Origin of the sequence: Rothia sp. P5766 (genome assembly GCF_048513555.1) — a bacterium.
Classification (GTDB): Bacteria; Actinomycetota; Actinomycetes; order Actinomycetales; family Micrococcaceae; genus Rothia.
In genome coordinates this window covers 95,070-121,355 of sequence record NZ_JBLXXS010000005.1, presented here as the reverse complement: position 1 = coordinate 121,355, position 26,286 = coordinate 95,070, and the positions used below count along the sequence as shown (strand labels likewise).

Genomic DNA, 26,286 nt, shown 5'->3' with positions numbered 1-26,286 from the left:
CAAAACAGTGTTCCAGCCTTCATCCTTACCCGTCCGCCCCCGCCGCCTGCGCACCACTGCCCCCATGCGGGCGCTGACCGCAGAAACCGCCCTGACCCCTGCCAACCTGGTCCAGGTTCTCTTCGTACGCGACGGCATCGACGCCCCGGTCGCCATTGAATCCATGCCCGGCCAGTACCAGCACACTCTAGACACCGTCATTGGTGAGGTCCAAAAGGCCGTGGATGCCGGTGTGCGCTGTATCGACCTCTTTGGTGTTCCCCGCGACCAAGATAAGGACGCTATCGGCTCTGCCGCCTGGGCACGGGAGGGCATTCTCAACCGCGCTATCGCCACTGTGCGCCAGCACTTCGGGGACTCCGTGGTTGTTATGGCCGACACCTGCCTGGACGAGTTCACCGACCACGGCCACTGCGGCCCGCTGACCACCGACTCCCAGGGTAATACCGTGGTTGATAATGACGCGGCGGTAGAGGCCTACTGCAAGATGGCTGTTTCCCAGGCACAAGCCGGTGCTCACACGGTCAGCCCCTCGGGCATGATGGACGGCCAAATCGCCGCCATGCGTACCGCCCTAGACCAGGCCGGCTTCACCGATGTCTCTATCCTGGCCTACTCCGCCAAGTACGCCTCTGCCTTCTTTGGTCCCTTCCGCGAGGCGGTAGGTTCCACCTTCACCGGGGACCGCAAGACCTACCAGCAGGATCCCGCCAACCGCCGCGAATCCCTCTACGAGGTTCAGCTTGATATTGAGCAGGGCGCCGATATGGTCATGATTAAACCGGCTACCGCCTACCTGGACATCGTGCGGGAGGTTACTGACTTCTCACCCGTGCCGGTGGCCGCCTACCAGGTCTCGGGGGAGTACGCCATGATTGAGGCCGCCGCCGCCGCTGGCTGGATTGACCGCAAGGCCGTAGCTCTAGAAGCCCTTATGGGGATTCGCCGGGCCGGTGCCTCCATTATCCTCACCTACTACGCCACAGAAGCCGCTACCTGGTTGCGCCAGAAGGCCTAGCGGGTTAGCTTAGACTCAGACTCAGACTCACCGGGGCGCTCTTGCCATACCGAGCGCGCCGTCCCCACGAAAGGAAGCCCGGTCAATGACCGTCTCTGAAGAACTTTTTGCCCGCTCCACCCAGGTTATTCCCGGTGGCGTGAACTCCCCGGTTCGTGCCTTTAACTCGGTGGGTGGCACCCCCGCTTTTATGGTGGAGGCGTCCGGCCCCTACCTGACCGATGCCGATGGCCACAACTATGTCGATTTGGTCTGCTCCTGGGGCCCAGCCCTGCTGGGGCACAAACACTCCGCCGTTATCGAGGCGGTGCACGCCGCTGTGGAACACGGCCTATCTTTTGGCGCTTCGACCGCCGCCGAAACCGAACTGGCCGAGCTGGTGGTCAACCGTATTAACGCTGTTGCACCGGGCACTATAGACCAGGTGCGCATGGTTTCCACCGGCACCGAAGCCACCATGACCGCTATCCGCCTGGCACGCGGCTACACCGGCCGCGACAAGATCATCAAGTTTGCTGGCTGCTACCACGGCCACGTGGACGCTCTGCTCTCCGAGGCAGGCTCGGGTGTTGCCACCCTCTCCCTGCCCGGCTCCGCAGGTGTTACCGCCGCAACCGCCGCCGAGACTATCGTCCTGCCCTACAACGACGAAGAGGCTGTACGCGCGGCCTTTGCCGCCCACCCCGGCCAGATTGCCGCCATCATCACCGAGGCCGCCCCCTGCAACATGGGCGTGGTGACTCCCGGCGAGGGATTCAACGCTTTCCTGCGCCAGGTCACCAGCGAGAACGGCGCTCTGCTGATTTTTGATGAGGTGCTGACCGGATTCCGCGTATCCTCTGCTGGCTACTGGGGCTACTCCGCTCCTTCCGAGGGTAACTGGGCCCCCGATATTTTCACCTTTGGCAAGGTTATTGGTGGAGGCATGCCCACTGCGGCTCTGGGCGGTAAGCGCCAGGTGATGGAGTATCTGGCACCGACCGGCCCGGTCTACCAGGCGGGCACTCTCTCGGGTAACCCGATTGCTATGGCCGCTGGCCTGGCAACGCTTAGGGCCGCCGATGACTCGGTCTACGCCACCATTGATGCCCGTTCGGCCCAGCTTCAGCAGGCCCTGACCGAGGCTCTGAATGCCGCCGGTGTAAACCACTCGCTCCAGCGGGCGGGCAACCTGTTCTCGGTTGCTTTTGGTACCGCTGAGACCGGTGTGCACAACTACGAGGATATTAAGAACTCGCAGACCTACCGTTACAATGCTTTCTTCCATTCCATGCTCAAATCCGGGGTCTACCTGCCCCCGAGTGCCTATGAGGCCTGGTTCCTCTCTGCCGCGCATGACGATGCGGCCATGGATCGGATTATCTCGGCCCTGCCTGCTGCAGCGGAAGCCGCTGCACAGGCTGTGGCCTAAAGGCTGAGAAATAGCCGGACCAGCTCATCAGGCGGGGCCTAAAGAAGCCCCGCCAAGCGCAGAAGCACCGCCAAGCGCAGAAGCCCCGTACCGGCGGATCCCCGGTGCTGGGCTTCGTTTAGTTGAGAGTAAGCCTTAGTAGTTCTGGTAGGGTGATTTTCAGGAACGTACCTCCAACTGAGAAAGCCTAGCTAGTATGACGACATGACCGCATGAAGTTAGAAATGATAGTTCTGTGGCCCAGCAACAGGCGACAGAACTGTCTTCACCAGCCCAGGCTTTGACCGCTGTAACTGCCCCAACTCGTGATACCGCCACTACTGTTACGGGTAACAGCACCGCTCATTCGTCGCTTGACTCGATGCTGGCTGCGACAACAGAGATTGCCTGCGCGGTCCAGGATGCCGTGACACAAATAGGCACTATCTACCAGAATTTTGTGGATGCTGATATGGCTGGTGGCCGTTAAATGCCGGGCCCTGTGGATACCTGGCGTGGGGATATAAAACGCCTTGAGCTAGAGCATGATGATTTGCATCGGCGGGCTAAAAAGCTGGAGAACTTGATACAGGAGTTCGCTACGCACTTTTGGCAGACTCAGCATCTTGTTGACTCAGTTGCTCAAACCTACCGTGATAATCCTACTTTTGCCCGTTGCGCTGAGGACGTGTGTAGGGAGCGCCGGCAGATGATGGGCGCGCTTGAAAGTGCATATACAGAGTTGCGTGAACAGATCTCTGCTGTTCAGGGGGAGAAAGACAGCCTCCAAGAAAAAGTTAGTCGTGGCGCTGATAATGAAGCTCACTCTTCTAGAAAGTAGTACCTATGAGCATCGATATGTATGTGGAAGATTCAACTACTCAGGCAAATACTACGCACTCGACTGTGCTGTAGCTGGTAGATAGTTATGGCAAGCTTAAAATTGCTATTGATCGGTTCGCCCTGTGCCAAGAGTTACATTCTCAGACCTATTCGAGCGCTAAAAGGTATTTTACAGATGTTATTAAGCCCCTGGTTCAGGGCGGTGAGGTGCTGTCTGTGGCGGTGGGGGAGGCTGTGAAACGTTTGCCCCAGGAGTTCACAGCCCGGGTGTGTGGGCATTCTGTTAAAGAGTCGGAATTGCTTGAACAGATTGCCCAGGTGGGGGCGAGCATCACACAGGAGCAAAGGCTCCTGGGGCAGCTTAAAGAGGATGAGCTGTTGAAGAAGATAGCCGTTCAGACCAATCTATCTGCTTTGTCTGGAGTGCAGATGGGGTTGGAGGGTCTTCTACAGCGATTAAGGGATTTTAATGCCTCTTCCTCTTCGCTGTTTAGCGATATTGATGCTGTGCATACGGCGATTGGCAGGGGGCTTGTTGTCGCCCGGTCTGCTTTTAAGGCGGGTTCTAATACTTTTGTGTTGCCGAATGATATGACATGGGCTGATGATATTCGCGGTGCTGTGGCTCGCTACGATGAGGAGCTTTTCGTGCGCGAGATGGCTGATAACTACGGATGGGATGAGGCAAAGGCTCGGTGCTGGTACCCCTATAAGTCCCAGTACGGTTACAAGTGCTACGAGATTTCATTGATGGCCACTGTGCGTGATGGTATTAGCAAGAAGTTTCCAAATTTGAGCCAGGAGCAGCAAGATTATTTATGGCTCCGGATCATGGGTGGCGCTACGTACGGCCCAGATAGTTTCAAGCAACAAGCTAAGTGGGATGCGACTGCAGGCCCTTTGAGCGCTAAGCCCTATTATCCATTTATTGCGTATTCTTTAAATCTGCTACCAGTACCAGGCGTTTCAGCCATCGCTCTACCAGCTGATGCGTATATTTTAAGTACGCCCCCCTTCTATACTTCAGATATTAGGAGTATTTATAGATCGCTGGGATTAGATGCTGAGCAGGCAAACCAGCTTTATTATGAATTAAGGTTGCAGCATCAGTTTTCTGGGCAGACAGGGGATATATACAGTGCTGATTTAAAAGCCCCGAATGAATTATATAAGTATCAAGAAGTTAAAGCTTCAATGGAAAAAGTTTACGGTCCTATGACTGATGAAGAGTTTGATAGACGGTGGGATAGCAGGGTCTCCCGTTACAGACGCGGTAGTGACTTTACCCATCAGTTGATCACTACGGCCACGGAGCGCTATAGGGGGCAGGACCAGGGGATAGCTGATAATTCCGTTAATGCCCTATCAGATGTTTTGGCCCAGAAAACATATGGTGCCGATGTAAGAGGGCTCTCCGGTTGGAATGGAGATGTAACCGATAAGGCAGGTCCTGATCCGTCCATTGGAGATGCAAATTATAGGGCGGACCTGGATGCTGTCAATATTAGTAGGCTCATTGATGCTACGGGGCTTCCCTACCAGGTGGTACAGGCGCAGTACTACAGCGAGCTTCAAGCGGGCACCACAAACCGTGCCCAAGAATTTAATTCGCATATCAGTATCAGTGACATTAAGCATCAGGTTTATTCTATGGTTCCAGAGAAGTACTCAACAGAGAGTGAAAAGCTGCAGTATTTGAAAGAGACATACCCTCAGTCGTATAACTTTTTAAGGTCTGTGGAAAAGCGCGATAATCATATAGTCGACTATGCCAAGCAGGAGGGGTAGAACATGACGTGGAGTAAAGACATTAAACTAGCTGTAGCTATGTGTAGTGTGCTTGTTCTCATGGTGGCCTGCGCTCTTGGGTATCTGGGGTGGAAGGTGGCTACCTGGGGGTCTATTCCTGCTCAGGAGAGTATCTTTGCTGAGATTTATGCGGATACGGCTAAGAATTATGAGAATCGCCCGAGTATTAGCCATATTCAGGCAGCGGGGCAGGTTGATACCCTATCTATGATTGATGGGGACCCGGGGCCTTTATATGACTTCCATAAAAACTCTGATGAGTTAGATGATATTGATGATATTTCTATGCGGTTCTTTTTTAACAGTGAAGAGTTTGTAATTATTTATCACATTAAGGCTCCTAATGGTTTGGTTCTGCGGGAATACGCGTTGTTTAATGTTCAGGCCGGTGAGCTACGCAAGAATATTCGGGTTAAGGGCGCTGATGGTAAGTATCTTAAGGGTCGTGATGTTATAGCGCAGGCTCTTGCGGATGCTGGTATTACTAAGGCTGATGTGGAGGGGTATTACCGGGCTGTGGTGGATGATTATATTCTTGCGGATTGGGTGGAGGTGTTTGATTCTGATTTTTCTCCGTTGTCGTATGGTGATGTGAGGGTTGTGGATGAGTGGGATGTTTATTTTTCAATCAGGACATAGAATATCCTTATATCCAAATAACTAAAGATTTTGCAAAGGGGTTCGTTACCGCATATGTTCCTTGGAGAGCGCCCCCAGGTTCTGGGTGTCCCGGTCGTAGAGCCAGTCACGGTCCATGAGCAGACGGGAGAAAGCCAGCCCCATTCCCAGGGCAAGGAAAATCAGCAGAACCCTCACCAGACTGTTGAGAGCCTGAGCCACATCTCCGTTGGAGAAATGGGCCATGGACATGTAGAACATGACCCCCGGGACCATGGTGACAGCCGCCGGGACAGACAGAGAGATACGGGAGAATCGCCGCTGGTAAAGCGGGGTAATAACCTCAGATAGCACACCCGCCGTAAAGACAGCCAGGGCAATAGCCAGGTGCGGTGCCCAGCCTGCCTCGGTGAGCCAGATCCTGCCGGGGTTCACCAGGGCCGCTATCAGCCCCGCCCAAGTACAGGCCAGGGGAGTGGCAGAGAAAAGCATGGCGAAGCCGTAGGCGGCGGTAAAACTGGCCAGTACCTGCACAATGATAAGCCCAGGCAGGGGCAGATGAGGTGGCGGAGCCTGTTCCAGGGGCAGACTAAAGAGTAGAGCCACCAGCCAGACTGCACCCGAGGCACTGGTGAGTAGCAGAGTGACGTAGGTGAGCCTAGAGATGCCCGAGGCGAAATCCATGCGGGCTATATCCAAGAGGCCCGTGACCAGGGGGAAGCCCGGAACCAGGTAGAGGACCGAGGAGATAAAGCCGACCAGGTGGTTATCGGCTATCAGCCCCGGCAGAATCAGGGCGTTCATGGTTGCCACATACAGACCAGCCGAGAGTAGGCCGCACAGGAGCCAGACCGCCATATGGTTCATACCCTTGTGCACGAGTTTGGAGCGTAGCAACTGCCCCGCGAAGGCTGAAAGTAGGACCACTGCGCACTCAATGGGCCCGCCCCGGTTAAGGAAGGCGAAGCCGGCACAGGCCAGGCCAGCGGCCAGGGCGAGAAGCCAAGGCGCGTAGAGGGGCTTTTTCTTCTCAATACGGGTCAGTGTGGCTGCGGCTACGGCGGGGTCAATCTGCTCGGGTAGGGAGGACACAAAATCCCCGAGTAGGTCAATCTTGTAGGCGTTGATGCCCTTGGTGCGGGTTTCGGCGATTTCGGTGCGAAAGTGCTCACCGGCGTAGGCGGTGGTGGAGATTTCGGTGAAGGTGATGTGGGCGTGGTGCTCATCCAGCCCCACCGCTTTGGCCAGGCGGGCCATTGAGGCCTTAACCCGGTAAGCGCTAGCGCCCGATTTCATCAAGAGAAGACCTAGCTGCATGACTACCGCCGATTGGGCAACAAGGCGCTGGTGGGCGGTAGGGTTAGCCCCCATATAGATGCCGCCGGTGGGTGCTGGCTCGTTCACGGTCGTCCTTTGGGCTAGTTTGTGGGGTATTTCTCCTCTATCTAATCTAGTTGAGTCCTCCCCCTAAATGGCCTCTCGAAGAGCGTGACGGTGCTTATTTTATGCCCTTGTGCGGGATAGACGGAGGGTGCCGGTGCCCCACATGATCCCGGTAAGGATGAGCAGGCAACCTAGCCCCTGGAGCTGGAAGAGGCTAGGCGTAGGTGCGCACCGGCCATTGGCCGGAAACCTCGGCCTGCTTGCCGATGCGGTTGAAGTAGTCCTGAAGCTCAGCGGCCTGCTCAGCAGCCCAGGTCACCTGGAGCTCGTGCAAGGCGGTTGCGGCTTGCTCAATCTCCGGGTACTCAAGGCTCATAGCGGTCAGGAGACGCTCGGCAGCCAGCGCGTCGTCCTTAGATGTATGCGCGTTTTCCAGGTCCACCCCGTACTCACCGGCCAGCACCTCCAGGGTGCGCTTACCCTTCTTAAACTTGTGAACCCGCTTATTAATAACCAGGGGATCAAGAACCGGGTAGCAGGTCAGAGCTGGGTAGCCGTAGCGGGCCAGCTCCTGGTTAAGGACCGAAAAATCGTAGGAGGCGTTAAAAGCAATCACGGGGACACCATCGGCAAAGAGACCACCAAGTGCCATAGCCACCTCGTAGGCTACTTTTTGGGCGGGTTGGCCGTGCTCACGGGCGTACTCGGTGGTGATGCCGTGGACCGCCGCCGCCTGCTCTGGGATCTCAACCCCGGGGTCAGCTAGCCACTCACCGGCGCGCAGAACCTCGCCCTCCGGGTCAACCAGCACCAAGGAAGCGGTGACGATGCGGGCAGTCTGCGGGTCAACGCCCGTGGTTTCAAGGTCAAAGGTGGCGCGGGGAAGCACGGTCCAAGAAGTCATACTACCGATAGTAGCCGCTCAGCCCGCTCCGGCTAAATATTGGAGGGCACAATAGACGGCATGCTTAAAGTGTCAGCCACCTATGATGGTATGGAAGAAGAATATTCACAGAGCAAGAACCCGCCCGGCCCCAGAAAGACCCCTATGAGTGATAACCTCCCCCCGTCAGGCTCCGCGACCCTGATTTTGGGTGCCCCGGGCACCGGCAAAACCCATAGCTTGCTCGCCCAGGCTGTTGAACATATTGAGTCGGGGGCTGACCCCGCCCGCCTGCTCGTTCTCACCCCAACCCGTGTGAGCGCAACCCGCTTCCGTGAGGCTCTTTCCGCCCGTATCACCGCCACCGTTTCCAGCGCTCCGGTACGCGCCTGGCAGGCCTACGCTTTTGACCTACTCCGCCGCGCCCACATCCAGGGCTACCTGCCCGGGGTTGAGTTTTCTCCCAAGCTCCTGAGCGGGCCGGAACAAGATGTCTTGCTCAAAGAACTTTTGGAGGGGCACCGCCAGGGGCAGGGGAGCGCCCTCACCTGGCCCCATGACCTGCGTGAGGCTCTGGATACTCGGGGCTTCCGCCACGAGATCCGTGACTTCTTTGACCGCATGGCCGAATATGACCTCACCGCTGAGCGGGTGCGGGAACTCGGGGAGAGCCTGAACCGGCCCGAATGGGTGGCGCTTGCCGCTCTCTACACCGAATACCGCCAGGTCCGTGCCCTGCGCGCACCCCACGCCTACGACCCTGCCGGGCTGATCCACGAGGCAGTCAAAGCCCTGGTCGCCAACCCGGCCCTGCTGACCGCTGAGCGGGCGAGGTTTGACCTGGTGCTCATCGACGATATCCAGGAGCTGACCCCCTCAATTTACCGCCTGCTCACGGTGCTGGTGGGGCACGATGCCGCCGGTTTCCTGGCAGAGAGCGCCGGTGCCACGGCTGAGCTAGCCCGCCAACAGGCAGACGACATAACCGCTGCCTTTGCCCACCGGCCAGCCGTCACCCTCACCTCTTGCACGGACACCGTGGTGCAGGGCTTCCGTGGGGCCAGCCCCCACTTAGCCAGCACCCTGCCAGGGGTCTTTGCCGGTCGGCTTGAAACCTGTCACCTAAGCACCAGCTGGCGCATGGCCCCCGAGCTTGCCCAGCGCTGGCAGGCCGTGGCTCAGCGCCTTCCCCTGCTGGCTCATGCCGCCCACACCCGCCAGCTTGACCCGGCACCGCAAGCACCCAGTGAGCAGGCCCTGCTACCCCTGGGCGATGACGGCTCCCTGCTCAACCCCGAAAAGGCGGGCGATAGCCGTCCATCGGTCATGGGCCTGGTGGTGGAGAACCCGCAGCAGGAAAACCAGCTGATTGCCCAAATGATTCTGGAAGACCACCTGTTCAGGGGCAGAGCCTTCAAGCGGAGCGCCATTATTGTGCGTAAGGGCTCCGACGTCACCCGCCTCAAACGAGCTTTGAGTAATCTTGGTATTCCCGTGGCGACCGCCGCTTCGCTGACTCCCGTGCGTGACGAACCGGCGGTACGCCCCTTCCTGGACGCGCTGAGCCTGATTTTGCATACCCGCTCCCTGCGAGAAGCCGAAGCGGAAAACAGCGGGGGCACCGAACCGCAGAGCCCAGATAGCATGGAAACTCCCAGCACAGAAAACTCTGACACCGAGAGACCGCAGGCTGAGGGCCTACCGGCTGGTGCACAACCCACCGGAGCCGGGACCACAGATGCTCTTGCCCGCTGGGGCCTGGGGGCTGACACTGCTGTTGCCCTGCTGACCTCCCGCCTGGGCGGGGCATCCACCATGGAAATCCGTAGGCTCCGCCAGCGGCTTCGTGCCGATGAACTGCGAGCCGGTGGCAACCGCGATAGCGACGCCCTACTGGTAGAAGCCCTGGTCAATCCGCACCTTCTTCCTAGCACAGGGGCCGGGCCGGCCGCCCGCAGACTGGCCGCCGTGCTGACCGCTGGTGATCGCGCTCTTGACCAGGCCGGTGCTACCGCCGAGACCGTGCTGTGGGCACTCTGGGAGGCATCGGGGCTGGGGCCCCTGTGGCAAGAGCAGTCCACCACCGGGGGCAGTGGTGCCGACCGAGCCAGCCGCGACATCGACGCCATGATCGGCCTCTTCGAAGCCGCCGAACGCTACACCGACCAGATGCCCGGCGCTACCGCCGAACAGTTCCTGGCCTACATCGATGCCCAAGACCTGCCCATGGATACCCTGGCCGAGCGCACCAGCTACCGGGACGCACTGGAAATCATGACACCCGCCCTGGCCGCTGGCCGCCAGTGGGACACCGTCTATGTAGCTGGGCTCCAAGACGGCACCTGGCCCAACACCACCGTGCGCGGCTCACTACTGGGCAGTCTTGACCTGGTCGATGCGGCCATCGGCTCCCTGGCAGGTAACCAGCAGAGCGGCGGCCCCCAGCCAGCGCAGGGCGTCAGCCGTGGCCAGCTCCTGACCGAACGCCTGCGCGCCACCCGCTACGACGAAATCCGCATGTTCTCCACCGCCATCTCCCGCGCCAGCGACCGGGTGGTGTGCACCGCCGTCTCGTCCCCGGACCAGGCACCCAGCGAACTGCTCGATATCTTCGCCCCGGCCCCCGGCGGTGAACGGGAACTCACCGAGGTTCGCAGGCCCATGACCCTGCGCTCGCTGATTGCTGAGCTCCGCCAGTGGGCTGAGGCCCAGCATCTTTCACCGGCCAAGGCTGAGGCCGCCGCCCGGCTCCTGCACCGGCTGGCTGACCCCGACCAGACCGCTGGCTTCACCCTACCCGGTGCTTCACCGGCCTCCTGGTGGGGCATGCTCCCGCTGTCCTCGACCAGCCCGGCTTTTGATGGTTCAGGGCCGGTCCCGGTGTCGCCCTCACAGATTGAGAAGATTCACCGGTCGCCCCTGGACTGGTTTGTGGCCGCCTCCCGCGCTGAAGCGGCCACCGACACCTCCCGCTCCCTGGGTACCCTGATTCATGCCATCTGCGAAGAGATGCCCGATGCCAACGGCACCGATTTGCGCGATGAACTGCACCGCCGCCTGCCCCAGCTGGGTCTGCCCGACACCTGGGAGAGTCAGAAACTGGTGGAGCGGGCAGAGAAGATGATTCAGCGCTTTGCCGACTATGTGCGTGAACTCAAATCCAAGGGCCGTTCCCTGGTGGGTGTAGAAGGCTCCTTCAGCGTGCTGGTGCCCGGACCTGCCCGGGACGCCCTGCTCTCGGGCCGCGTGGACCGTATTGAGGTGGACCAGCTGGGGCGTTTCCTGATTCTTGATATAAAGACCGGCAAGCAGAAGCCCACCCGGGCCGAGCTGGAACGCCACCCTCAACTGGCGGCCTACCAGGTCGCCCTCGAAGCCGGTGCCGGTGCCCTCATGCGCCAGGCCCTTGCCCCCGACCGGGAACAAGCCCAGTCCGCTAGCTTGGATCTTCCCACTCAGGAGGTTGGGGGCCGCCAGGTACCGGTGCTAACCGGCCTGCAGGAGCTCTCCGGCGGTGCCCTGCTGCTACAGCTAGGTGGCTCAACTGCCAGCTACAGCGAGCAGGAGCAGGCACCTCTCACCGCAGAGAGCACCTGGGCCGTAGAGCTCATCAACCGGGCCGCCGTCCTGATTGCGGGTCGGGAGCTCCAAGCTCGCCATACCGCCGGTGGCCCCTTCGGCATCGGCTGTGCCCTGCCCGATATCTGCCCGCTGTGTTCACGGGGACGCACCATTACCCACCGCCCTGCCCAGTAAGTTTCAGGAGAATCATGACCAGCTACGACCCCACCGCTGCCCAGCCCTTCCTGACCCCTGAGCAGATAGCCCAAGCCCTGGGGCGGCCAGAACCCACACCTGAACAATCCGCTATCATTTCTTCCCCGCTGGTGCCCCGCCTAGTGGTGGCCGGTGCCGGGTCCGGCAAAACGGCCACCATGGTAGACCGCGTGGTCTGGTTGGTAGCCAACGGCCTGGTGCGGGCTGACCAGGTGCTGGGCGTGACCTTTACCCGCAAGGCCGCCGGTGAGCTACGCGAGCGTATGCGCTCCCGCCTTGAAGAACTGCGCAGACAGGGGCTGGTTCGCCAGGTGCCGGGGGAGCGGGGCGAGAACATGACCTCCGACCCCACCATTTCCACCTACCACTCCTACGCCAATACGCTAGTTTCCCAGTACGGTTTGCGCCTGGGCATTGAGGACGACGCCCAGATGCTCGGCGGGGCGCAGACCTGGCAGCTAGTGGCTCAAATTGTGGAGCACTATGACGGTAAGCTCCCCGAGAAAGAGGTGGCTAAATCCACTATGGTGAAGGCTGTCATTGAGCTTTCGGGCGAGTGCGCCGAGCACCTGGTCAGCCCCGACCAAGTCATTGAGTGGTGCCTGAAGACCCGGGCCTCCATTGCGCCCCTGGGCAAGCCCACAGTCAAAGGGGCTACCGGTGAGCAGAGAGAAATCGTCCAGAACCTTGACCTGCGAATATTCTACGCAGACCTGGTCAAACGCTACTCTGCCATCAAGGCAGGTATGCAGGTCATGGACTACGGTGATCTCATTGCCTACGCCGCCAGGATTGCCCGCGAGGTTCCCCTGGCCGCTGAGACTGAGCGCGAGCGCTACCGGGTTGTTCTGCTTGATGAGTTCCAGGACACCTCCCACGCTCAGATGCAGTTGTTCTCTGACCTTTTTAGTGCTTCTAAGGGGCGTGAGGCCCACCCGGTCATGGCGGTGGGCGACCCCAAACAGTCTATTTATGGTTTCCGTGGGGCATCGGACGGTCAGCTCTTTAGCTTCTACGATTATTTCCCTGCCCAGGACTGCAGCGCCAGCTACCTGACGGTGGCTTGGCGTAACGACCGGGCGATTTTGGATGTGGCCAACTACAGCGCCGCCCCGCTGAGTTCTCAGCCGGAGTGGGTACGTTCGGCCCACCGCATCGAGGTGCCCGCTCTAAAGCCCCGTGAGCAGGCCGACGCTGGCCGTGTGCTGGTGGGCAACTATCCGACCGACCAGCACGAGGCTCGTGCCCTGGCTCAGCAGATCGCCTCAGAACGTGCTCGCTGGGCCCCTGAACCGCTGAGCCAGATGCCCACCATGGCGGTGCTCTGCAAGAAGCGGGCCATGATGGAGCCTATCCGTGAGGCCTTGGACGAGCTGGGCCTTCCCTACCAGGTGGTGGGCCTGGGCGGTCTGCTCGATACCCCCGAGATCGTCGATACGGTAGCCGTCCTGCGCGTGCTCAGTGACCCGGGACGGTCGGATGCGCTCATGCGCCTACTGGCCGGTGCCCGCTGGCGACTGGGTGTTTCTGACCTGCTGGCTTTTGCTGAGTGGTCGGGGGTTCTCAAACGCCAGCGTGAGCTGGAAATCCGCTACGGTATGGCCGCTGAGTATGCCCAGGTGCGGGCTGAACAGGAAATCCTGGACGGCCTGGATAGGGCCCCAAGCCCTGCTACCCAGGGGAAGGAGGAAGAACTAGCACCGGAAGAGGCCTACCGCAGGCTCCTGCAGGCGGCGGCCCCCGATGTCACCGATGGCTCCTCCCTGGTTGAGGCCCTGGAGAATCTGCCCGAGCCGGGGTGGGTATCACCGCGCACCGGGCGGAGTATCACCGATGAGGGCCTGCACCGCCTGCACCTGCTTGCCCAGGAGTTAGAGCACCTGCGCCAGTTCACTGCTGATGACCTGGGCACCCTGCTGACTGAAATTGAGCGCACCCTGCTGCTTGATATTGAGTTGGCCGCCCGCCCCGGCACCCGTTCGGCCCTTGCCCGCCGCCACCTGGACGCTTTCCAGGAGGTCGCGGCCTCCTATGAGGCCAGCGCCCCCCGCGTGAACGCCCTGCTTCTGGCCGCAGCTAAGGGTCTGGAGGCGGAGGAGGGCGAAAACACCGTGCGCTTCTCGCTGAGTTCTAGCGCTTCGTCAGCCTCAGGCATCAGCGGTTTTTTGGCTTGGTTGGATGCCGCCGCTCAGGAAGAGTCCGGGCTGGATATGGCCGCTGAGGCTCCCCGGCACGATGCCGTCCAGCTTCTGACCGTCCACGCTTCTAAGGGCCTGGAATGGGATCAGGTCTATGTGCCCGGTTTGGCGGTCGGAGAGTTCCCCGATGCTAAGGATGAGCGGTGGACTAAGAAGAGTAGTACCCTGCCCTGGCCCCTGCGCGGGGACGCAAACTATCTGCCCGGTTGGCGCGAGGACTTTGAAAACCTGCGTGACCTGGGCGAGTTTACCGCCCTGCTCTCGGAGCAGGCTGTGGAGCACCGCATCGGTGAAGAGCGCCGTTTAGCCTATGTGGGTTTTACCCGTGCGCGTTCCCTGCTTACCCTGACTAGTTCGGCCTGGAAGGGTACCGCAACTAAGCCCCGTGCATTCTCGGAGTTTGTGGAAGAACTTATCCAGGCCCCCACCCCGCTGGTGGAGGTAATCGCCAGGGTGGATGAGGACCAGGTGGGTGTTGCCAACCCGCAGTCGGCTAGCATCACCACCGCCGCCTGGCCTTTTGACCCCTTTGACGGGCCGCAGGTGCGCACCTGGCAGAGCCTAGAAGAACTTGAATCCGCCACCGATGCTCCCCCGCAGGTGGAGCCGGTAGCAGTCGGGTCTGCTACGGGGCTAACTCCCCGGCAGGTGGTGGAGCGGGCGGCCCGGAACGTGGTGCGTGGCGGTCTTGACCCGCAGGAGGGGCCCAGTTCCGAGCAGGCCCTTGCTGAGCTGAGTGCGGAGCAGAGAGCGCAGACCCTTAAAACCCTCGAGGACTGGCAGGAGGAAACCGAGCTTTTGCTGGCTCTGCTTGCTGCACCACCTGCCGAGAGTGACTTTGAACTACCGGGGCATCTTTCTGCCTCCTTGCTGGTGAACCTGGTGGCTTCACCCGAGCAGGTGCTGGCCCAGATTCGCAGGCCCATGCCGCAGAGGCCGGGTATTGCCGCCCGCCAGGGTACCCTCTTCCATAGCTGGGTGGAGGAGCATTTTGGGCAGACCGGCATGCTGGATGTGGATGAAGATTTTGACGATGATTCCGCTGATCAAGAGCTGAACCTTCCCCAGCTTCAAGAGAACTTCTTGGGCAGTGAGTGGGCGGACCGAACCCCTTGGGCGCTGGAGTATCCCCTAGAAACTCCACTGGGTGCTGTGACGGTGCGTGGCCGTATTGACGCGGTCTTTACCACCGTTGATGAGCAGGGGCAGACTGTCTGGGAACTGGTGGACTGGAAGACCGGTCGGCCCCCGCGTACGGAGAAGGAACTTAAAAAGCGGTCGGTTCAGCTTTCGCTTTACCGGCTGGGTTTTGCTCGCCTGCAGGGGATTGCACCGGAGCAGGTCCGGGCCTACTTCTTCTATGCCTCAACGGGCCAAACTAAAGAAATTACCCGTTTTAGTAGTCTGCAAGAGCTGGAGAAGGCCCTAGCCCGGGCCGAGAAGCTGGGGCGGGAAGGCTAGAGCTAGTCCAGGGGCTGGGGTTTTTCCTCGTCCAGGGCCGGGGCAAGCGCCTTGACAGCAAGCAGTTCGGCTTCAAGGTGATTGAGCATGGAGACCGCCTCAGAGATCATGACGCGGTCTTCAAGCTCGGTGCCCCGAATAAGCCACTGAGCCAGGCCGAACTCTGCGTAGAGGCTGGCGCGGGCTTCTAGGTTGCGGTCGGGCTCCTGGGGCATTTCTTTGCGGTAGGTTTCAAAGATCCGCTCCCTAAAGAGGGGGTCTTCGCAGGCGTAGAGCCAGGCAAAGTCTTGGGCAGGGTCGCCTACACAGACCTCGGACCAGCCGGTAATTTCGACGACCTTTTTCTGGTCGAGTACTAGGTTGTCTTCGTTGAGGTCGCCGTGAATCACGCGGGGGCGGAATTGCCACATGGCGGAGTTATTGAGTTGCTGTTCCCAGCGGGTGAGCAGACCTGAGGGGACTTTGCCGGTAGCTACGGCGCGGTCAAGCTCGGCTAGGCGGCGTTCCCGGATCTGTTCGCCGGTGTAGACCGGCAGGTCGGCTTCTTCAACGATGGTGGTGGGGAAGACGTGAATGGTGGCGATGTAGTGGGCGATCTCATCGGCGATGTTGGTCTTGCCATCGCGGGTGGAGTAGGAGATATCGGCTAGCTCGTCGATGTCGCAGTGCTTACCCGGGATATGGGTGTAGATGAAGGCTTGGCGGCCATCGAGCGGTACGGTTCCTACGATGGTGGGTACCAAAAAGGGCAGACGGGCGCGGATACCGGGCGAGAAAGACTGGAGGATAACGTGTTCGGCTTCAAGGCGCACGCTGGCTTCGGGGTGTTTGGGTGCACGCACGCGCCAGCGTTTATCGGCTGAGTCGATGATGATAGCTGAGTCGAAGTCGAGGGCATCGTCGGCTGAGGGCAGTGCGGCTACGGGGTAGAGCCCGGGTACGCCTGCTGATACGATGGCGGCAAGTTGAAGGGGAGTTGAAGTCACACTTCCAAGGGTACAAGAGAAGACGGGATGAATTGGAGATGAACGCTGAGAATTTAACCAATCTCTTAGCCGATGGGGCGGGTAGGGGCCTTGCTCCCGGTGTGCTGAGGCCTTTGGGGCCGCTACCGCTGGTGGCTGATGGGGTGCCTGCCTGTGCAAGGGCGCGGGAGGTCGAGGGCTTTTTCGCAGGTTTGGGGCGGGCACTGGCCGGTGAGCTTGACCCGGCTTTACCTACCTGCTGGCGGGAGCTTTACCCCTGGGCGCAACGGCCCTACCTGGTTGCCGTGGATTCTGGTCGCGTTTTGGTGGGGGAGGGTGAGCGCCCGGTGCCCCTGAATCTAGCAGAGATTTTTGAGCTGAATACTGCTGCCCTGCTGGATTACACGGCAGTGGATAGACACCGGCAGGTTAGTCTGCTCTACGCCGGCAGTCTATGCTCCCGCGCGCAGAACACGAGCGCATCACAGGGGCCGGGTCAACCCCAGCTAGGGCAGGCCCCCGTTCTTGCGCTGACTGATCGGTTTGAAGATTTCTTGTGCCTTGGCCCGATAGTGGCCCAGGGCTTTGAGAACCAAGAAGCAGGCATCGCCCAGGTGCTGGCGGCCCGTGCCGGTGGTCGCTGGGTGGGCATCCGTGACTATGCGGCTTACGGTTACGGCGGGTCGAGCCTGGCCTATGCCTGGGGTCGGGTGCTAGCTTCGGCTGCCTCCTTGACCGCCTGGCACGCTTCGGCAGGTTTTGACCCGGCTACCGGGCAGGCTACATTCGCTACCCGGGCCGGCTGGGTGCGGGTCAGTGAATCGGGCCGCGAGATTTTCCCCCGCACCGATCCGGCGGTGATTAGCGCAGTGACCGCTCGCTGGGAGGGAGCAGAGAAAATTCTGCTGGGCCAGGCCCGCGCCTGGGGGCCGGGGCGCTACTCAACCTTCGCTGGGTTTGTGGAGGGCGGGGAAGCCCTCGAAAGCGCGGTCCTGCGGGAAGTCTACGAAGAGTGCGGCGGTCAGGTAAGCGCCATGCGCTACCTGGGGTCACAGCCCTGGCCTTTTCCGCGCTCGCTCATGTGCGGTTTTATGGCTGAGATTTCTAACCCGCAGGCAGTCAAACCCGACGGCCTGGAAATCGAAAGAATCCGCTGGTTTACCCGCCAGGAGCTGGTCCGGGCCTATAGCTCGGGCGAGGTTCAGCTCCCGGGTACCGGTTCAATCTCCCGCCACCTCATAGAATACTGGCTGGGCGCTCCGCTCCCGGTTAAAGGAGAGCTGTAGACTAGATAACCGGCCCTGCTCGGGGCCCAATGATACACAGCGAGGGCAAGGGGAGTAGCACCATGAACCAGGACAAACTACGGGCACACCCCATTAGCCTGACCGCCCCCGCCGCTGACAGTATTCTGGAGGGCCTTGACCCCGAACAGCGCCGGGTGGCGACCGAGTTGTCTGGCCCCATGTGTGTTATGGCCGGTGCTGGCACTGGTAAGACCCGGGCTATTACCCACCGCATTGCCTACGGCATCGCTATTGGTCGCTACAACCCACGCGCGGTACTGGCCCTAACCTTTACTAACCGGGCCGCCGAAGAGATGAAGGTGCGCCTGCGCCAGCTCGGTGCTACCGGAGTGGTGGCCCGTACCTTCCACTCTGCCGCCCTAAGCCAGCTCCGTTACTTCTGGCCCCAGGCCATTGGGGGGAGCCTGCCCGAAATCATCAAAAACAAGGCCCAGTACATTATTGAGTCGGCCCGCAGGCTGGGCCTGGCAACTGACCGCGCTATCGTCCGCGACCTTGCCAGTGAAATTGAGTGGGCCAAAGTCTCCATGCTGACCGCAGAGACCCTCATGCCCCATCTGGCCCACCGGGAACTACCCGCCGATATCAGCCCTATCGACATGGTCCGCCTGCTGCGCACCTACGAGGAACTCAAAGACGAACGCAACGTCATCGACTTTGAAGATATCCTTCTGCTGACCGTGGCAATTATCGAAGAGAACCCCGAAATCGCCGCCCAGATTCACCAGCAGTACCGGCACTTTGTGGTTGATGAATACCAGGACGTCTCGCCCCTCCAACAGCGGCTTCTGGATGCCTGGCTGGGTGCCCGCGACGACCTGTGCGTGGTGGGCGATGCCTCCCAGACCATCTACTCCTTTGCTGGTGCAACCAGCCGCCACCTGCTGGAATTCCGCAGCCGTTTTGAGCAGGCCACGGTGGTCAAACTGGTGCGCGACTACCGTTCCAGCCCGCAGGTGGTCGGCCTAGCCAACCGCCTGCTGGCCGCCCGCAAACAGCGCCCTGACTCCACCCGCTACTCCTGGGCGCCCCCGCTTCAACTTATTTCCCAGCGTGCGGAAGGGCCGGCGCCCCAGTGGTTCGAGTATGCTGACGATGAGCAAGAAGCGATCGGTATAGCCGAAGACATTAAAGACCTGATAGAAAAGGACGGCATTCCCGCCGCTGACATTGCTGTGCTCTACCGCACCAACTCCCAGTCAGCCGCCCTGGAACAGGCCCTTAACGACCTTGGCATCAACTACCAGTTGCGCGGTGCTGAACAGTTCTTTGACCGGGCTGAGGTGCGCGCCGCTATCAGCATGCTTCAGGGTGCCGCCAAGGGCGCAGAAGAGACCGACTCTATACCCCAGCTGGTACGCGATAACCTCAAAAACTTAGGCTGGTCACCCAAAGCGCCCCAGCGCTCAGGCCAGGAACGCGCCCGCTGGGAGTCCTTGGAAACACTGGTTTCCCTGGCCGACCGGCTGGTTGCTGAGCGCACCTTGGCGCGTGAACAGGCCCAAGCCAACGGTGCAAGCGAACTGCCCCCGGAGCTCACCCTCTACGAGCTAGTAGCTGTCCTCATTCAACGCTCCCAGCACCGCGACGCGCCCTCCCTCAACGGTGTCACCCTGGCCTCTCTGCACTCAGCCAAGGGCTTGGAATGGGAGGCTGTTTTCCTCTGTGGCCTCAATGAGGGGCTCATGCCTATCTCCTTTGCCCAGAGCAGTGACGAGGTGGACGAAGAACGCCGCCTACTCTATGTGGGCATCACTCGCGCCCGCTCCTACCTAACCCTCACCTGGTCGCGCTCGCGTACCCCCGGCGGTAGGGCTGGGCGTAAGCGCTCACGATTCTTGGACGACATCGCCCCTCAGGGAGTTTAAATGGCTAGCATCCGAGAGGTACTGCCGGCCACCGCGCACCGCCCGGAGATTGAGGTGGTGCGCTCCACCCGCCGCAGGCGCACCGTCCAGGCTCAGCCACTTGAGGGCGGGCGGATTCGCCTGATGGTTCCTGCATCCAGCACACCAGAGGACCTTGAGATTTACATAGAGAACCTGCTCCCCAAAATACAGCGCCGCGCGGCTCGAAAGAAACAGAGCCACCGCAGAGCTATTTCCGATGAGCTTTTGGCTCAAAGAGCTGAGAAACTTCGCCGGGCCTACCTCCCGCAGGCACCGTCTGCCTCATCTATCCGCTGGGTCACCAACCAGAAGCACCGCTGGGGGTCAGCAACACCGGCTGAGCGCACTATCCGCATCTCCCACACCTTGCAAGGTGCTCCTGGCTACGTGCTTGATTCCGTGATTTTTCACGAGCTTTGCCACTTTCTAGAACCCAACCACAGCCCGCAATTTAGGGAACTAGAAGCCCTCTACCCGGAACAGGAGAAGGCGCGTGCCTTTCTGGAAGGAGTGACCTTCGGTCAGCGCGTGCCTGGCACCCCACCCCCATCAGGGGAATAAATAAGGAGGATTATTCATAAGGTAGGCCAGCCCCGGCCAGCAAATTCGCTATGAGCCTGCCTTACCTGCCTCGGATCAAATAAACCCCAAGGTTGAGGGCCTAAGCCTTGGGGGAGCCACCACCTTCTGAGCCTTCACCGGGTTCTTCATCGGGCTGGTCGTAGCCACCGGCCAGGAGCTTTTCGAGAGCCGCATCGAACTCATCTTGGCTAGCTGTCAGCAGAGCACGGCGGTAGGCAAAGCCTTCGGGATCATCGAGGTCTTCACTGGTGGGCAGAGTCTCAGGGCCCTGCCAGAGCTGATCACGGGCTTCAAAGCCATGCTGCTCTTCGTAATGCCGCCAGAAAGCCAGGGCTTCGCGCATCTTGCGGGGGCGCAGCTCCAGGCCGACGAGCTGGGCGAAAGCGTGTTCGGCTGGGCCACCGGTTGCACGACGGCGGGCCATAGACTCAGAAAGCTGGGGCGCCATCGGCAGATTCTTGGTGGCCTGCTCGGTAATGAGAGATACCCAGCCCTCAATGAGAGCAAGCAGGGTTTCCAAACGGTCCAGGGCCAGCTGCTGGTCCTCGGTGTGCTGGGGAGCGAACATGTCCCCGGCAAAGACCTCCATCATGGCCTCGGGGTTAGCTGGATCAAAATCAATCTCTTGGGCTGATGCCTGCATACGCTCAATATCAACGCGAATACCGCGTGAGAAGCGCTGAATCAGGCCTATGATGTCCTCGCGTAACCAGGGGTTAGCCTTGTGCAGGCGAATCAGAGTGGCCTCACGCACTGCCAGGTAGAGGATAACCTCCTGGGCCGGGATTTCAAGGCCCTCACTAAAAGCGGCAACACCGCCGGGGAGCAGAGCAGAACGCCCTTGAGCCAGGGGGATCCCGATGTCGGTGGACGAGACAATCTCTTCAGCAAGCTTGCCGATAGCCTGCCCCATTTGCATACCGAACATCATGCCGCCCAGGCCCGCAAAAATATTGCCGCCACCGAGCATGCCGGAAAGTTCTTCGGGCAGCTGCTGCTGTATCGAAGCGTTCATAGCCGAAGTGACCTCAGTAGCTACCGGGCCAGCAATTTCTTTCCAAGTAGCAAACGAGTTCTCCACCCATTCAGCCTTAGACCAGGCTTCGACGCTAAAGGCCGGACGCTCAAAAATGGTGACAGGGTCAAGCCACAAGTCAGCCAGAGCTGCGGCATCTCGTACCGCACCGGTCTGGCTAGAAGTTATCGAAGGGTCCTTGCCCAGGGCCAGTACCTGGCGGGCGTTCTGCTGGGCAAGATCCCAGTTGACCGGCTCATCACTGCTCTGAGCGTTCATCATAGAATTCACCTGGGCAAAAATACCCGAGAACATGGCGGGGTCAAGGGGAAGACCCATCTTGCGCAGGGCATCGGCATCAAAAGCCTGGGCACCGTTCATGGCATTGGGGTCAAAACCCTGCTCACGGAGTTTTTTCAGGAACTCTTCTAGGGGGTCATGACCTGAAGAATCAAAGGGGTGATTCGACACTGCTTGCCTCATTTCCAGAACACGCGGTGGGGCAACAGGAGCGCCGCCCCGCTTTCCCTCTAGCCTACTGGTCTACCTGCCGCAAAAAGTGGCTTTTAGCCCACAGCCAAGTGGGAGTTTGCTGGGTTGAGGGACGGAGCGAATTTTTTACTTGTAATCTTGTTCCTATGGGTTTTTTATCGAGGGAACAGATGGGCCGCCTTGCGCGCAAGCCCCGCATAAATCTATACACGGTAAGCGCAACAGGCCTTACGGGCCTCTCCCTACTATCTTTAGTTATCCCCGTGAACTTTGTCACGGAGTCCCCGGGGCCTACCTTCAACACCATCGGCGAATTCAATAAGAAGCCGCTGATTGAGATTGAGGGCGCAGAGACCTACCCTGTAACCGGCTACCTGGACATGACCACCGTGCAAGTAGCCGGTGGACCCAACTCAACCCTCGGTTCCCTGGGTGCCTTGTCGACCTGGCTGGAGGAATCAACCACGGTGCTCCCCAGCGACCTGGTCTATGACCCCACCGTCACCAGTGAAGAGGTCAGCGCTCGCAATAGCGCCGATATGACCAACTCCCAGGAGGTTGCTCAGGCAGCGGCTCTGACTCAGCTGGGTATCGACTACACCGAGACACTGAATGTTTCTGGCGCGGTGGAGGGTGGCCCGAGTGAAGGCCTGGTTCAGGAGGGCGATATCATCACGGACATCAACGATGAACCCCTCACCAAATATTCCGACTTGACTGACCGGGTTAATGCCTCCGGCGGCCAACCTGTCACCGTGACCCTGAAGCGTGATGCTCAGACTCAGCAGGTAACGGTCACCCCCGTATATAACGATAAGAGCGGTCGCTATGTTCTTGGCCTCTATCTTTCCCGCACTTTTAATTTCCCACTGACCGTCAAGTACGGGCTAGAAGAAGTGGGCGGGCCCTCGGCGGGCATGATGTTCGCGCTAGGTATTATTGACGAGTTGACCGAGGGCGATATGACCGGTGGCGAGCACTTTGCTGGCACCGGCACCATTGAATCTGACGGCACGGTAGGCCCTATCGGCGGCATTGAGCAGAAGATGAAGGGTGCCGCCGATGCCGGTGCCACCGTCTTCCTGGCCCCCGCCAGTAACTGCGATGAGGTGGTGGGCAAGGTCCCCAGCCGCCTGTCGGTGGTTAAGGTGGAGACTCTGGATGAAGCGGTCGAGGCGGTGACGCGTATTGGTCAGGGCCAAGACCCCGCTAACTTCCCGACCTGCACTGCCCCTAAAGTCGGTGCTGAGAGCTGAAAAGGTAAGCCAGCTCTCGTAAGTCACCCTGTTCTTTGGCAAAATGGTTTCTTATTACACAGCGTCCCCGTATTGATTGTGGCGCTGTGGGACCGAGCCGTTCGCGCGGCAGACACACAAGACAACTAAAGGACATCCGTGAGTACCGGAAACACCCCTCCCCGTTCTCCATCACGCAGGCCCCAAGGTAAGAACAAGCCCCTGGGCATGACCGTTGCAATCGTGGCGGTTCTCGTCATTGCTTTTGTTGGGGCCACCCAGATTTACACCGACGTCCTCTGGTATGACCAGTTGGGCTACCTGCAGGTGTTCATTACCCAGAACCTGACTAAGGGTGCTGTCTTCCTAGGCTCAACCTTACTTGCCGGTCTGGCTATCTGGGCTAGTATGCGCTACGCCTACAAACACGGTGTACCGCAGACCCCCGCCCCCCGGCGGGCATCGGCTCCGCGCATTGACGCTAACGGTGACCCTGTTCCTGATCCTTACGCAGATATCCAGGAAGTGTTCAACCAGAACATGGAGCGCTACCGTAAGAGCATCGATAAGATGCGTAAGCTCATGCTCCTGGTGGTTCCCCTGGTGCTGGGTGCCTTTGTGGGCGCGGGTGCTACCAGCCAGTGGGAGTCTGTGCTCCTGTTTATGAACGGTGAGAGCTTCGGCCAGACCGACCCCGAGTTCGGTCTTGATCTGGGGTTCTTCCTTTTTACTCTGCCTTTCCTTAATTTTGGGACCGGTCTGTTGAGCACCTTTATCCTGTTCTCGGCCATGGCTGGCCTGGTGGTGCATTACTTCTACGGTGGAATCATCGTGGGTGAAAAGGGCATCACCACCACAGTCTTCTTCCGCCGTCATCTGGCTCTGCTGGGTGCCGTCTTCATTCTGGTGCGGGCGGCGAGCCTGTGGCTGGCCCGCTATAACGCTACCCAGGATCAGAGCGGTTCGTGGGCCGGTGCCATGTACACCGACGTGAACGCAATCATCCCGGTTAACGCCATTTTGGCTGTTGCCTCACTTCTGGTGGCTGCGCTCTTTGCCGTGGCAATTCTTAAGGGCAATTTCCGCCTGCCCCTTATTGGCACCGTGGTGCTGGTTGTGACCTCTCTGGTGGCAGGCAGTATTTACCCTTGGGTTATTCAGCGTTTCCAGGTTGTGCCCAACGAGCAGGCGACTGAGGCCCCTTACATTCAGCGCAATATTGATGCCACTCGCGCCGCCTATGGCCTTGACGCTATCGAGGTCAAGAACTACGATGCTACGACCTCCACTGCCGCAGGTGCCCTGCGGGGGGAGAGCGAAACGATTTCTAACATTCGCCTGCTTGACCCCAACGTGGTCTCGGGTGCCTTCGCCCAGCTTCAGCAGTTCCGCCCCTACTACCAGTTCGGCAAGAATCTTTCGGTGGACCGCTACTCCATTAACGGGGTAGAAACCGATACCGTGATTGCGGCCCGTGAGCTGAACCCAGCGCAGAACGCCAACTCATCCTGGGTGAACCAGCACGTTGTCTACACGCACGGCTACGGTGTGATTGCCGCCTACGGCAACCAGGTTGAGGCTGACGGTAAGCCCAAGTTTATTCAGTCCGGTATCCGCGCGACCGGTGCTATTAGCGAGGACTATGAGCCGCGCATTTACTTTGGTCAGAGCTCCCCGGAATACTCTATTGTGGGAGGTAGCGCTGAGGACGAGCCACTGGAACTGGACCGCCCACAGACCACCGACGACGCCAGCGGGAATGACGCCAAGTACACCTTTACTGGCAAGGGCGGCCCCAATATCGGTAACGCTTTTAACCGTCTGTCCTACGCTATTAAGTTCCAGTCTTCTGACATTCTGCTTTCAGATGCGGTACGTTCTGAGTCCCAGATCCTCTACGACCGTGACCCGTCAGCCCGGGTTAAGAAGGTCGCCCCCTACCTGACGGTGGATGGGAACCCCTACCCGGCGATTATCGATGGTCAGGTCCAGTGGGTCGTGGATGCCTATACCACCAGTAATCAGTACCCCTACTCGCAGGCAGCTAGCCTTGAGAGCGCTACCGCTGACTCAGAGACAGCTACCGGTGTCGCGCAGGCTCTGCCCAACAAGCAGGTCAACTACATTCGTAACTCCGTCAAGGCTACTGTGAATGCCTACGACGGTTCGGTGACCCTTTACGCCTGGGATGACCAGGACCCGGTTCTGAAGACCTGGCAGAAGGTCTACCCCGGGACGGTGCGCCCCTACAGCGAGATGAGCGCATCACTGATTGGGCATGTGCGCTACCCGCAGGACCTCTTCAAGGTTCAGCGTGAGGTGCTCAACGCCTACCATGTGACCGATGCCTCAAGCCTGTACGCGCGGGATGATATGTGGTCAATCCCGAACGACCCCACCAACAATAGCGGTAAGCCGCTCCCGCCCTATTACCTGTCCCTGCAGATGCCCGGCGAGGATTCCGCTAAGTTCTCGCTGACCACCTCCTTTATCCCTCAGCAGTCGGATAGCAACACCCGTAACGTCATGTACGGCTTCCTCTCTGCTAACGGTGACGCGGGGACCGGTAAGGACGGCGAGAAGGCCGCAGGCTACGGCAAACTGACCCTGCTGGAACTGCCGCGTTCATCGGTGGTTCCTGGCCCCGGCCAGGCGCAGAACGTCTTTAACTCTGATACTGCGGTTTCGACCGAGCTGAACCTGCTCCGCCAGGGCGCTTCGGACGTTATCAACGGCAACCTGCTGACCCTGCCCGTGGGCGGCGGTATTCTCTATGTCCAGCCGGTCTATGTTCAGTCCTCCGGTGATGCGGCCTATCCGTCGCTACGCCGCGTGCTGGTGGGCTTTGGTGAGCAGGTTGGCTTTGCCCCCACCCTGGAGGAGGCCCTGAACGAGCTCTTTAGTGGCTCCTCAGGTGCTCAGACAGCCGCCGACGCCGGTGTCGATGAGTCCGAGGCCACTCAGGCCACCGGCGGCACCGCAAGTGGTGACAGTGGCACCCTGCAGAGCGCGCTACAGGATGCCCGTAAGGCTATGCAGGATTCCGATGCCGCTATGAAGGCCGGTGACTGGACTGCCTACGGTGAAGCTCAGAAGCGTTTGAACGATGCCCTCCAGCGCGCGATTGAGGCTGAGGGTATCGAAGGTCAGGTTTCTGGCGCTAGTCCTTCGGCTAGCCCCTCAGCATCAGCTGGCAACTAGCCTGCTCTAGCTGCCCGGTTTCTTGGGCTAGCTATCCTGGCTTCACCTGAGGGCGCGGTACTCTCCCCTGCGGAGGAGGGCACCGCGCCTTTTGTGCTGGCTAGGTTTCTGGGGGGGGCTGGTTGCCCAGCAGTATGACTGGGCAGATCAGAGAGCCAGGGGCAGGTGAGTTAAGTTTTTGCGGAACTACAAATGTACTCTCACTCACAAATAGTCTTTT

At 59.7% G+C, this 26,286-nt stretch carries 17 protein-coding genes; 13 read left to right on the top strand and 4 right to left on the bottom strand.

The genetic code is table 11. From position 1 onward, the window contains the following. Positions 1–7 precede the first annotated feature (7 nt). From hemB to ACN08V_RS03990, 6 genes are all read left to right on the top strand, one after another. Entirely contained in the window at positions 8–1,018 is a 1,011-nt protein-coding gene (gene hemB, locus ACN08V_RS04015) for a porphobilinogen synthase (RefSeq protein WP_419104629.1), read from the top strand. Between the two features lie 85 nt (positions 1,019–1,103). Then, positions 1,104–2,429 carry a glutamate-1-semialdehyde 2,1-aminomutase gene (gene hemL / locus ACN08V_RS04010; protein WP_419104628.1) on the top strand — a complete coding sequence of 442 codons (1,326 nt, stop codon included), beginning with the start codon at positions 1,104–1,106 and terminating at the stop codon, positions 2,427–2,429. Between the two features lie 235 nt (positions 2,430–2,664). Next, positions 2,665–2,898 carry a TIGR04197 family type VII secretion effector gene (locus ACN08V_RS04005; protein WP_419104627.1) on the top strand — a complete coding sequence of 78 codons (234 nt, stop codon included), beginning with the start codon at positions 2,665–2,667 and terminating at the stop codon, positions 2,896–2,898. A 12-nt stretch (positions 2,899–2,910) separates the two neighbouring features. Further along, a complete protein-coding gene (locus ACN08V_RS04000) occupies positions 2,911–3,249 on the top strand; it encodes a DUF3958 family protein (RefSeq protein WP_419100578.1) in 339 nt (112 codons plus the stop codon). A 299-nt stretch (positions 3,250–3,548) separates the two neighbouring features. Further along, positions 3,549–5,039 carry a hypothetical protein gene (locus tag ACN08V_RS03995; RefSeq protein WP_419104626.1) on the top strand — a complete coding sequence of 497 codons (1,491 nt, stop codon included), beginning with the start codon at positions 3,549–3,551 and terminating at the stop codon, positions 5,037–5,039. Between the two features lie 3 nt (positions 5,040–5,042). After that, positions 5,043–5,699 carry a TipC family immunity protein gene (locus tag ACN08V_RS03990; RefSeq protein ID WP_419100576.1) on the top strand — a complete coding sequence of 219 codons (657 nt, stop codon included), beginning with the start codon at positions 5,043–5,045 and terminating at the stop codon, positions 5,697–5,699. Between the two features lie 45 nt (positions 5,700–5,744). On the opposite strand, the gene ACN08V_RS03985 is transcribed toward ACN08V_RS03990, so the two are convergent. Both ACN08V_RS03985 and ACN08V_RS03980 read right to left on the bottom strand, forming a co-directional pair. Beyond that, on the bottom strand, positions 5,745–7,082 hold the full coding sequence (locus ACN08V_RS03985) for a threonine/serine ThrE exporter family protein (RefSeq protein WP_419100575.1): 1,338 nt from the start codon (positions 7,080–7,082) through the stop codon (positions 5,745–5,747). A gap of 193 nt (positions 7,083–7,275) precedes the next feature. Then, complete coding sequence (locus ACN08V_RS03980; protein WP_419104625.1) at positions 7,276–7,965, bottom strand: 3'-5' exonuclease; 690 nt, start codon at positions 7,963–7,965, stop codon at positions 7,276–7,278. A 144-nt stretch (positions 7,966–8,109) separates the two neighbouring features. On the opposite strand from ACN08V_RS03980, the gene ACN08V_RS03975 reads away from it, so the two are divergent. Together ACN08V_RS03975 and ACN08V_RS03970 are read left to right on the top strand one after the other, a co-directional pair. Further along, a complete protein-coding gene (locus ACN08V_RS03975; protein WP_419104624.1) occupies positions 8,110–11,700 on the top strand; it encodes a PD-(D/E)XK nuclease family protein in 3,591 nt (1,196 codons plus the stop codon). A gap of 14 nt (positions 11,701–11,714) precedes the next feature. After that, positions 11,715–15,380, top strand: a complete 3,666-nt coding sequence (locus ACN08V_RS03970; RefSeq protein WP_419104623.1) for a UvrD-helicase domain-containing protein — start codon at positions 11,715–11,717, stop codon at positions 15,378–15,380. 2 nt (positions 15,381–15,382) lie between these two features. Here ACN08V_RS03970 and ACN08V_RS03965 read toward each other — a convergent pair whose 3' ends face one another. Beyond that, a complete protein-coding gene (locus ACN08V_RS03965; protein WP_419104622.1) occupies positions 15,383–16,366 on the bottom strand; it encodes a phosphotransferase in 984 nt (327 codons plus the stop codon). Positions 16,367–16,404: 38 nt separating this feature from the next. On the opposite strand from ACN08V_RS03965, the gene nudC reads away from it, so the two are divergent. The 3 genes from nudC to ACN08V_RS03950 all read left to right on the top strand — a co-directional run bounded on the left by nudC (position 16,405) and on the right by ACN08V_RS03950 (position 20,102). Continuing rightward, positions 16,405–17,631: an NAD(+) diphosphatase gene (nudC, locus tag ACN08V_RS03960; protein WP_419104621.1), complete on the top strand. Its 1,227-nt coding sequence runs from the start codon at positions 16,405–16,407 to the stop codon at positions 17,629–17,631. A 62-nt stretch (positions 17,632–17,693) separates the two neighbouring features. Continuing rightward, positions 17,694–19,520, top strand: coding sequence for an ATP-dependent helicase (locus ACN08V_RS03955; protein ID WP_419104620.1), 1,827 nt, complete (start codon positions 17,694–17,696; stop codon positions 19,518–19,520). Next, positions 19,521–20,102, top strand: coding sequence for a M48 family metallopeptidase (locus ACN08V_RS03950; RefSeq protein WP_419104619.1), 582 nt, complete (start codon positions 19,521–19,523; stop codon positions 20,100–20,102). It abuts the gene before it with no gap. A gap of 100 nt (positions 20,103–20,202) precedes the next feature. Here the strand turns inward: ACN08V_RS03950 and ACN08V_RS03945 are convergent, their stop codons facing one another. Continuing rightward, positions 20,203–21,609: a zinc-dependent metalloprotease gene (locus tag ACN08V_RS03945; RefSeq protein ID WP_419104618.1), complete on the bottom strand. Its 1,407-nt coding sequence runs from the start codon at positions 21,607–21,609 to the stop codon at positions 20,203–20,205. A 191-nt stretch (positions 21,610–21,800) separates the two neighbouring features. Between ACN08V_RS03945 and ACN08V_RS03940 the strand changes: the two genes are divergently transcribed. Further along, positions 21,801–22,886 carry a PDZ domain-containing protein gene (locus tag ACN08V_RS03940; protein WP_419104617.1) on the top strand — a complete coding sequence of 362 codons (1,086 nt, stop codon included), beginning with the start codon at positions 21,801–21,803 and terminating at the stop codon, positions 22,884–22,886. 138 nt (positions 22,887–23,024) lie between these two features. After that, entirely contained in the window at positions 23,025–26,066 is a 3,042-nt protein-coding gene (locus ACN08V_RS03935; RefSeq protein WP_419100563.1) for a UPF0182 family protein, read from the top strand. Positions 26,067–26,286: the final 220 nt, after the last annotated feature.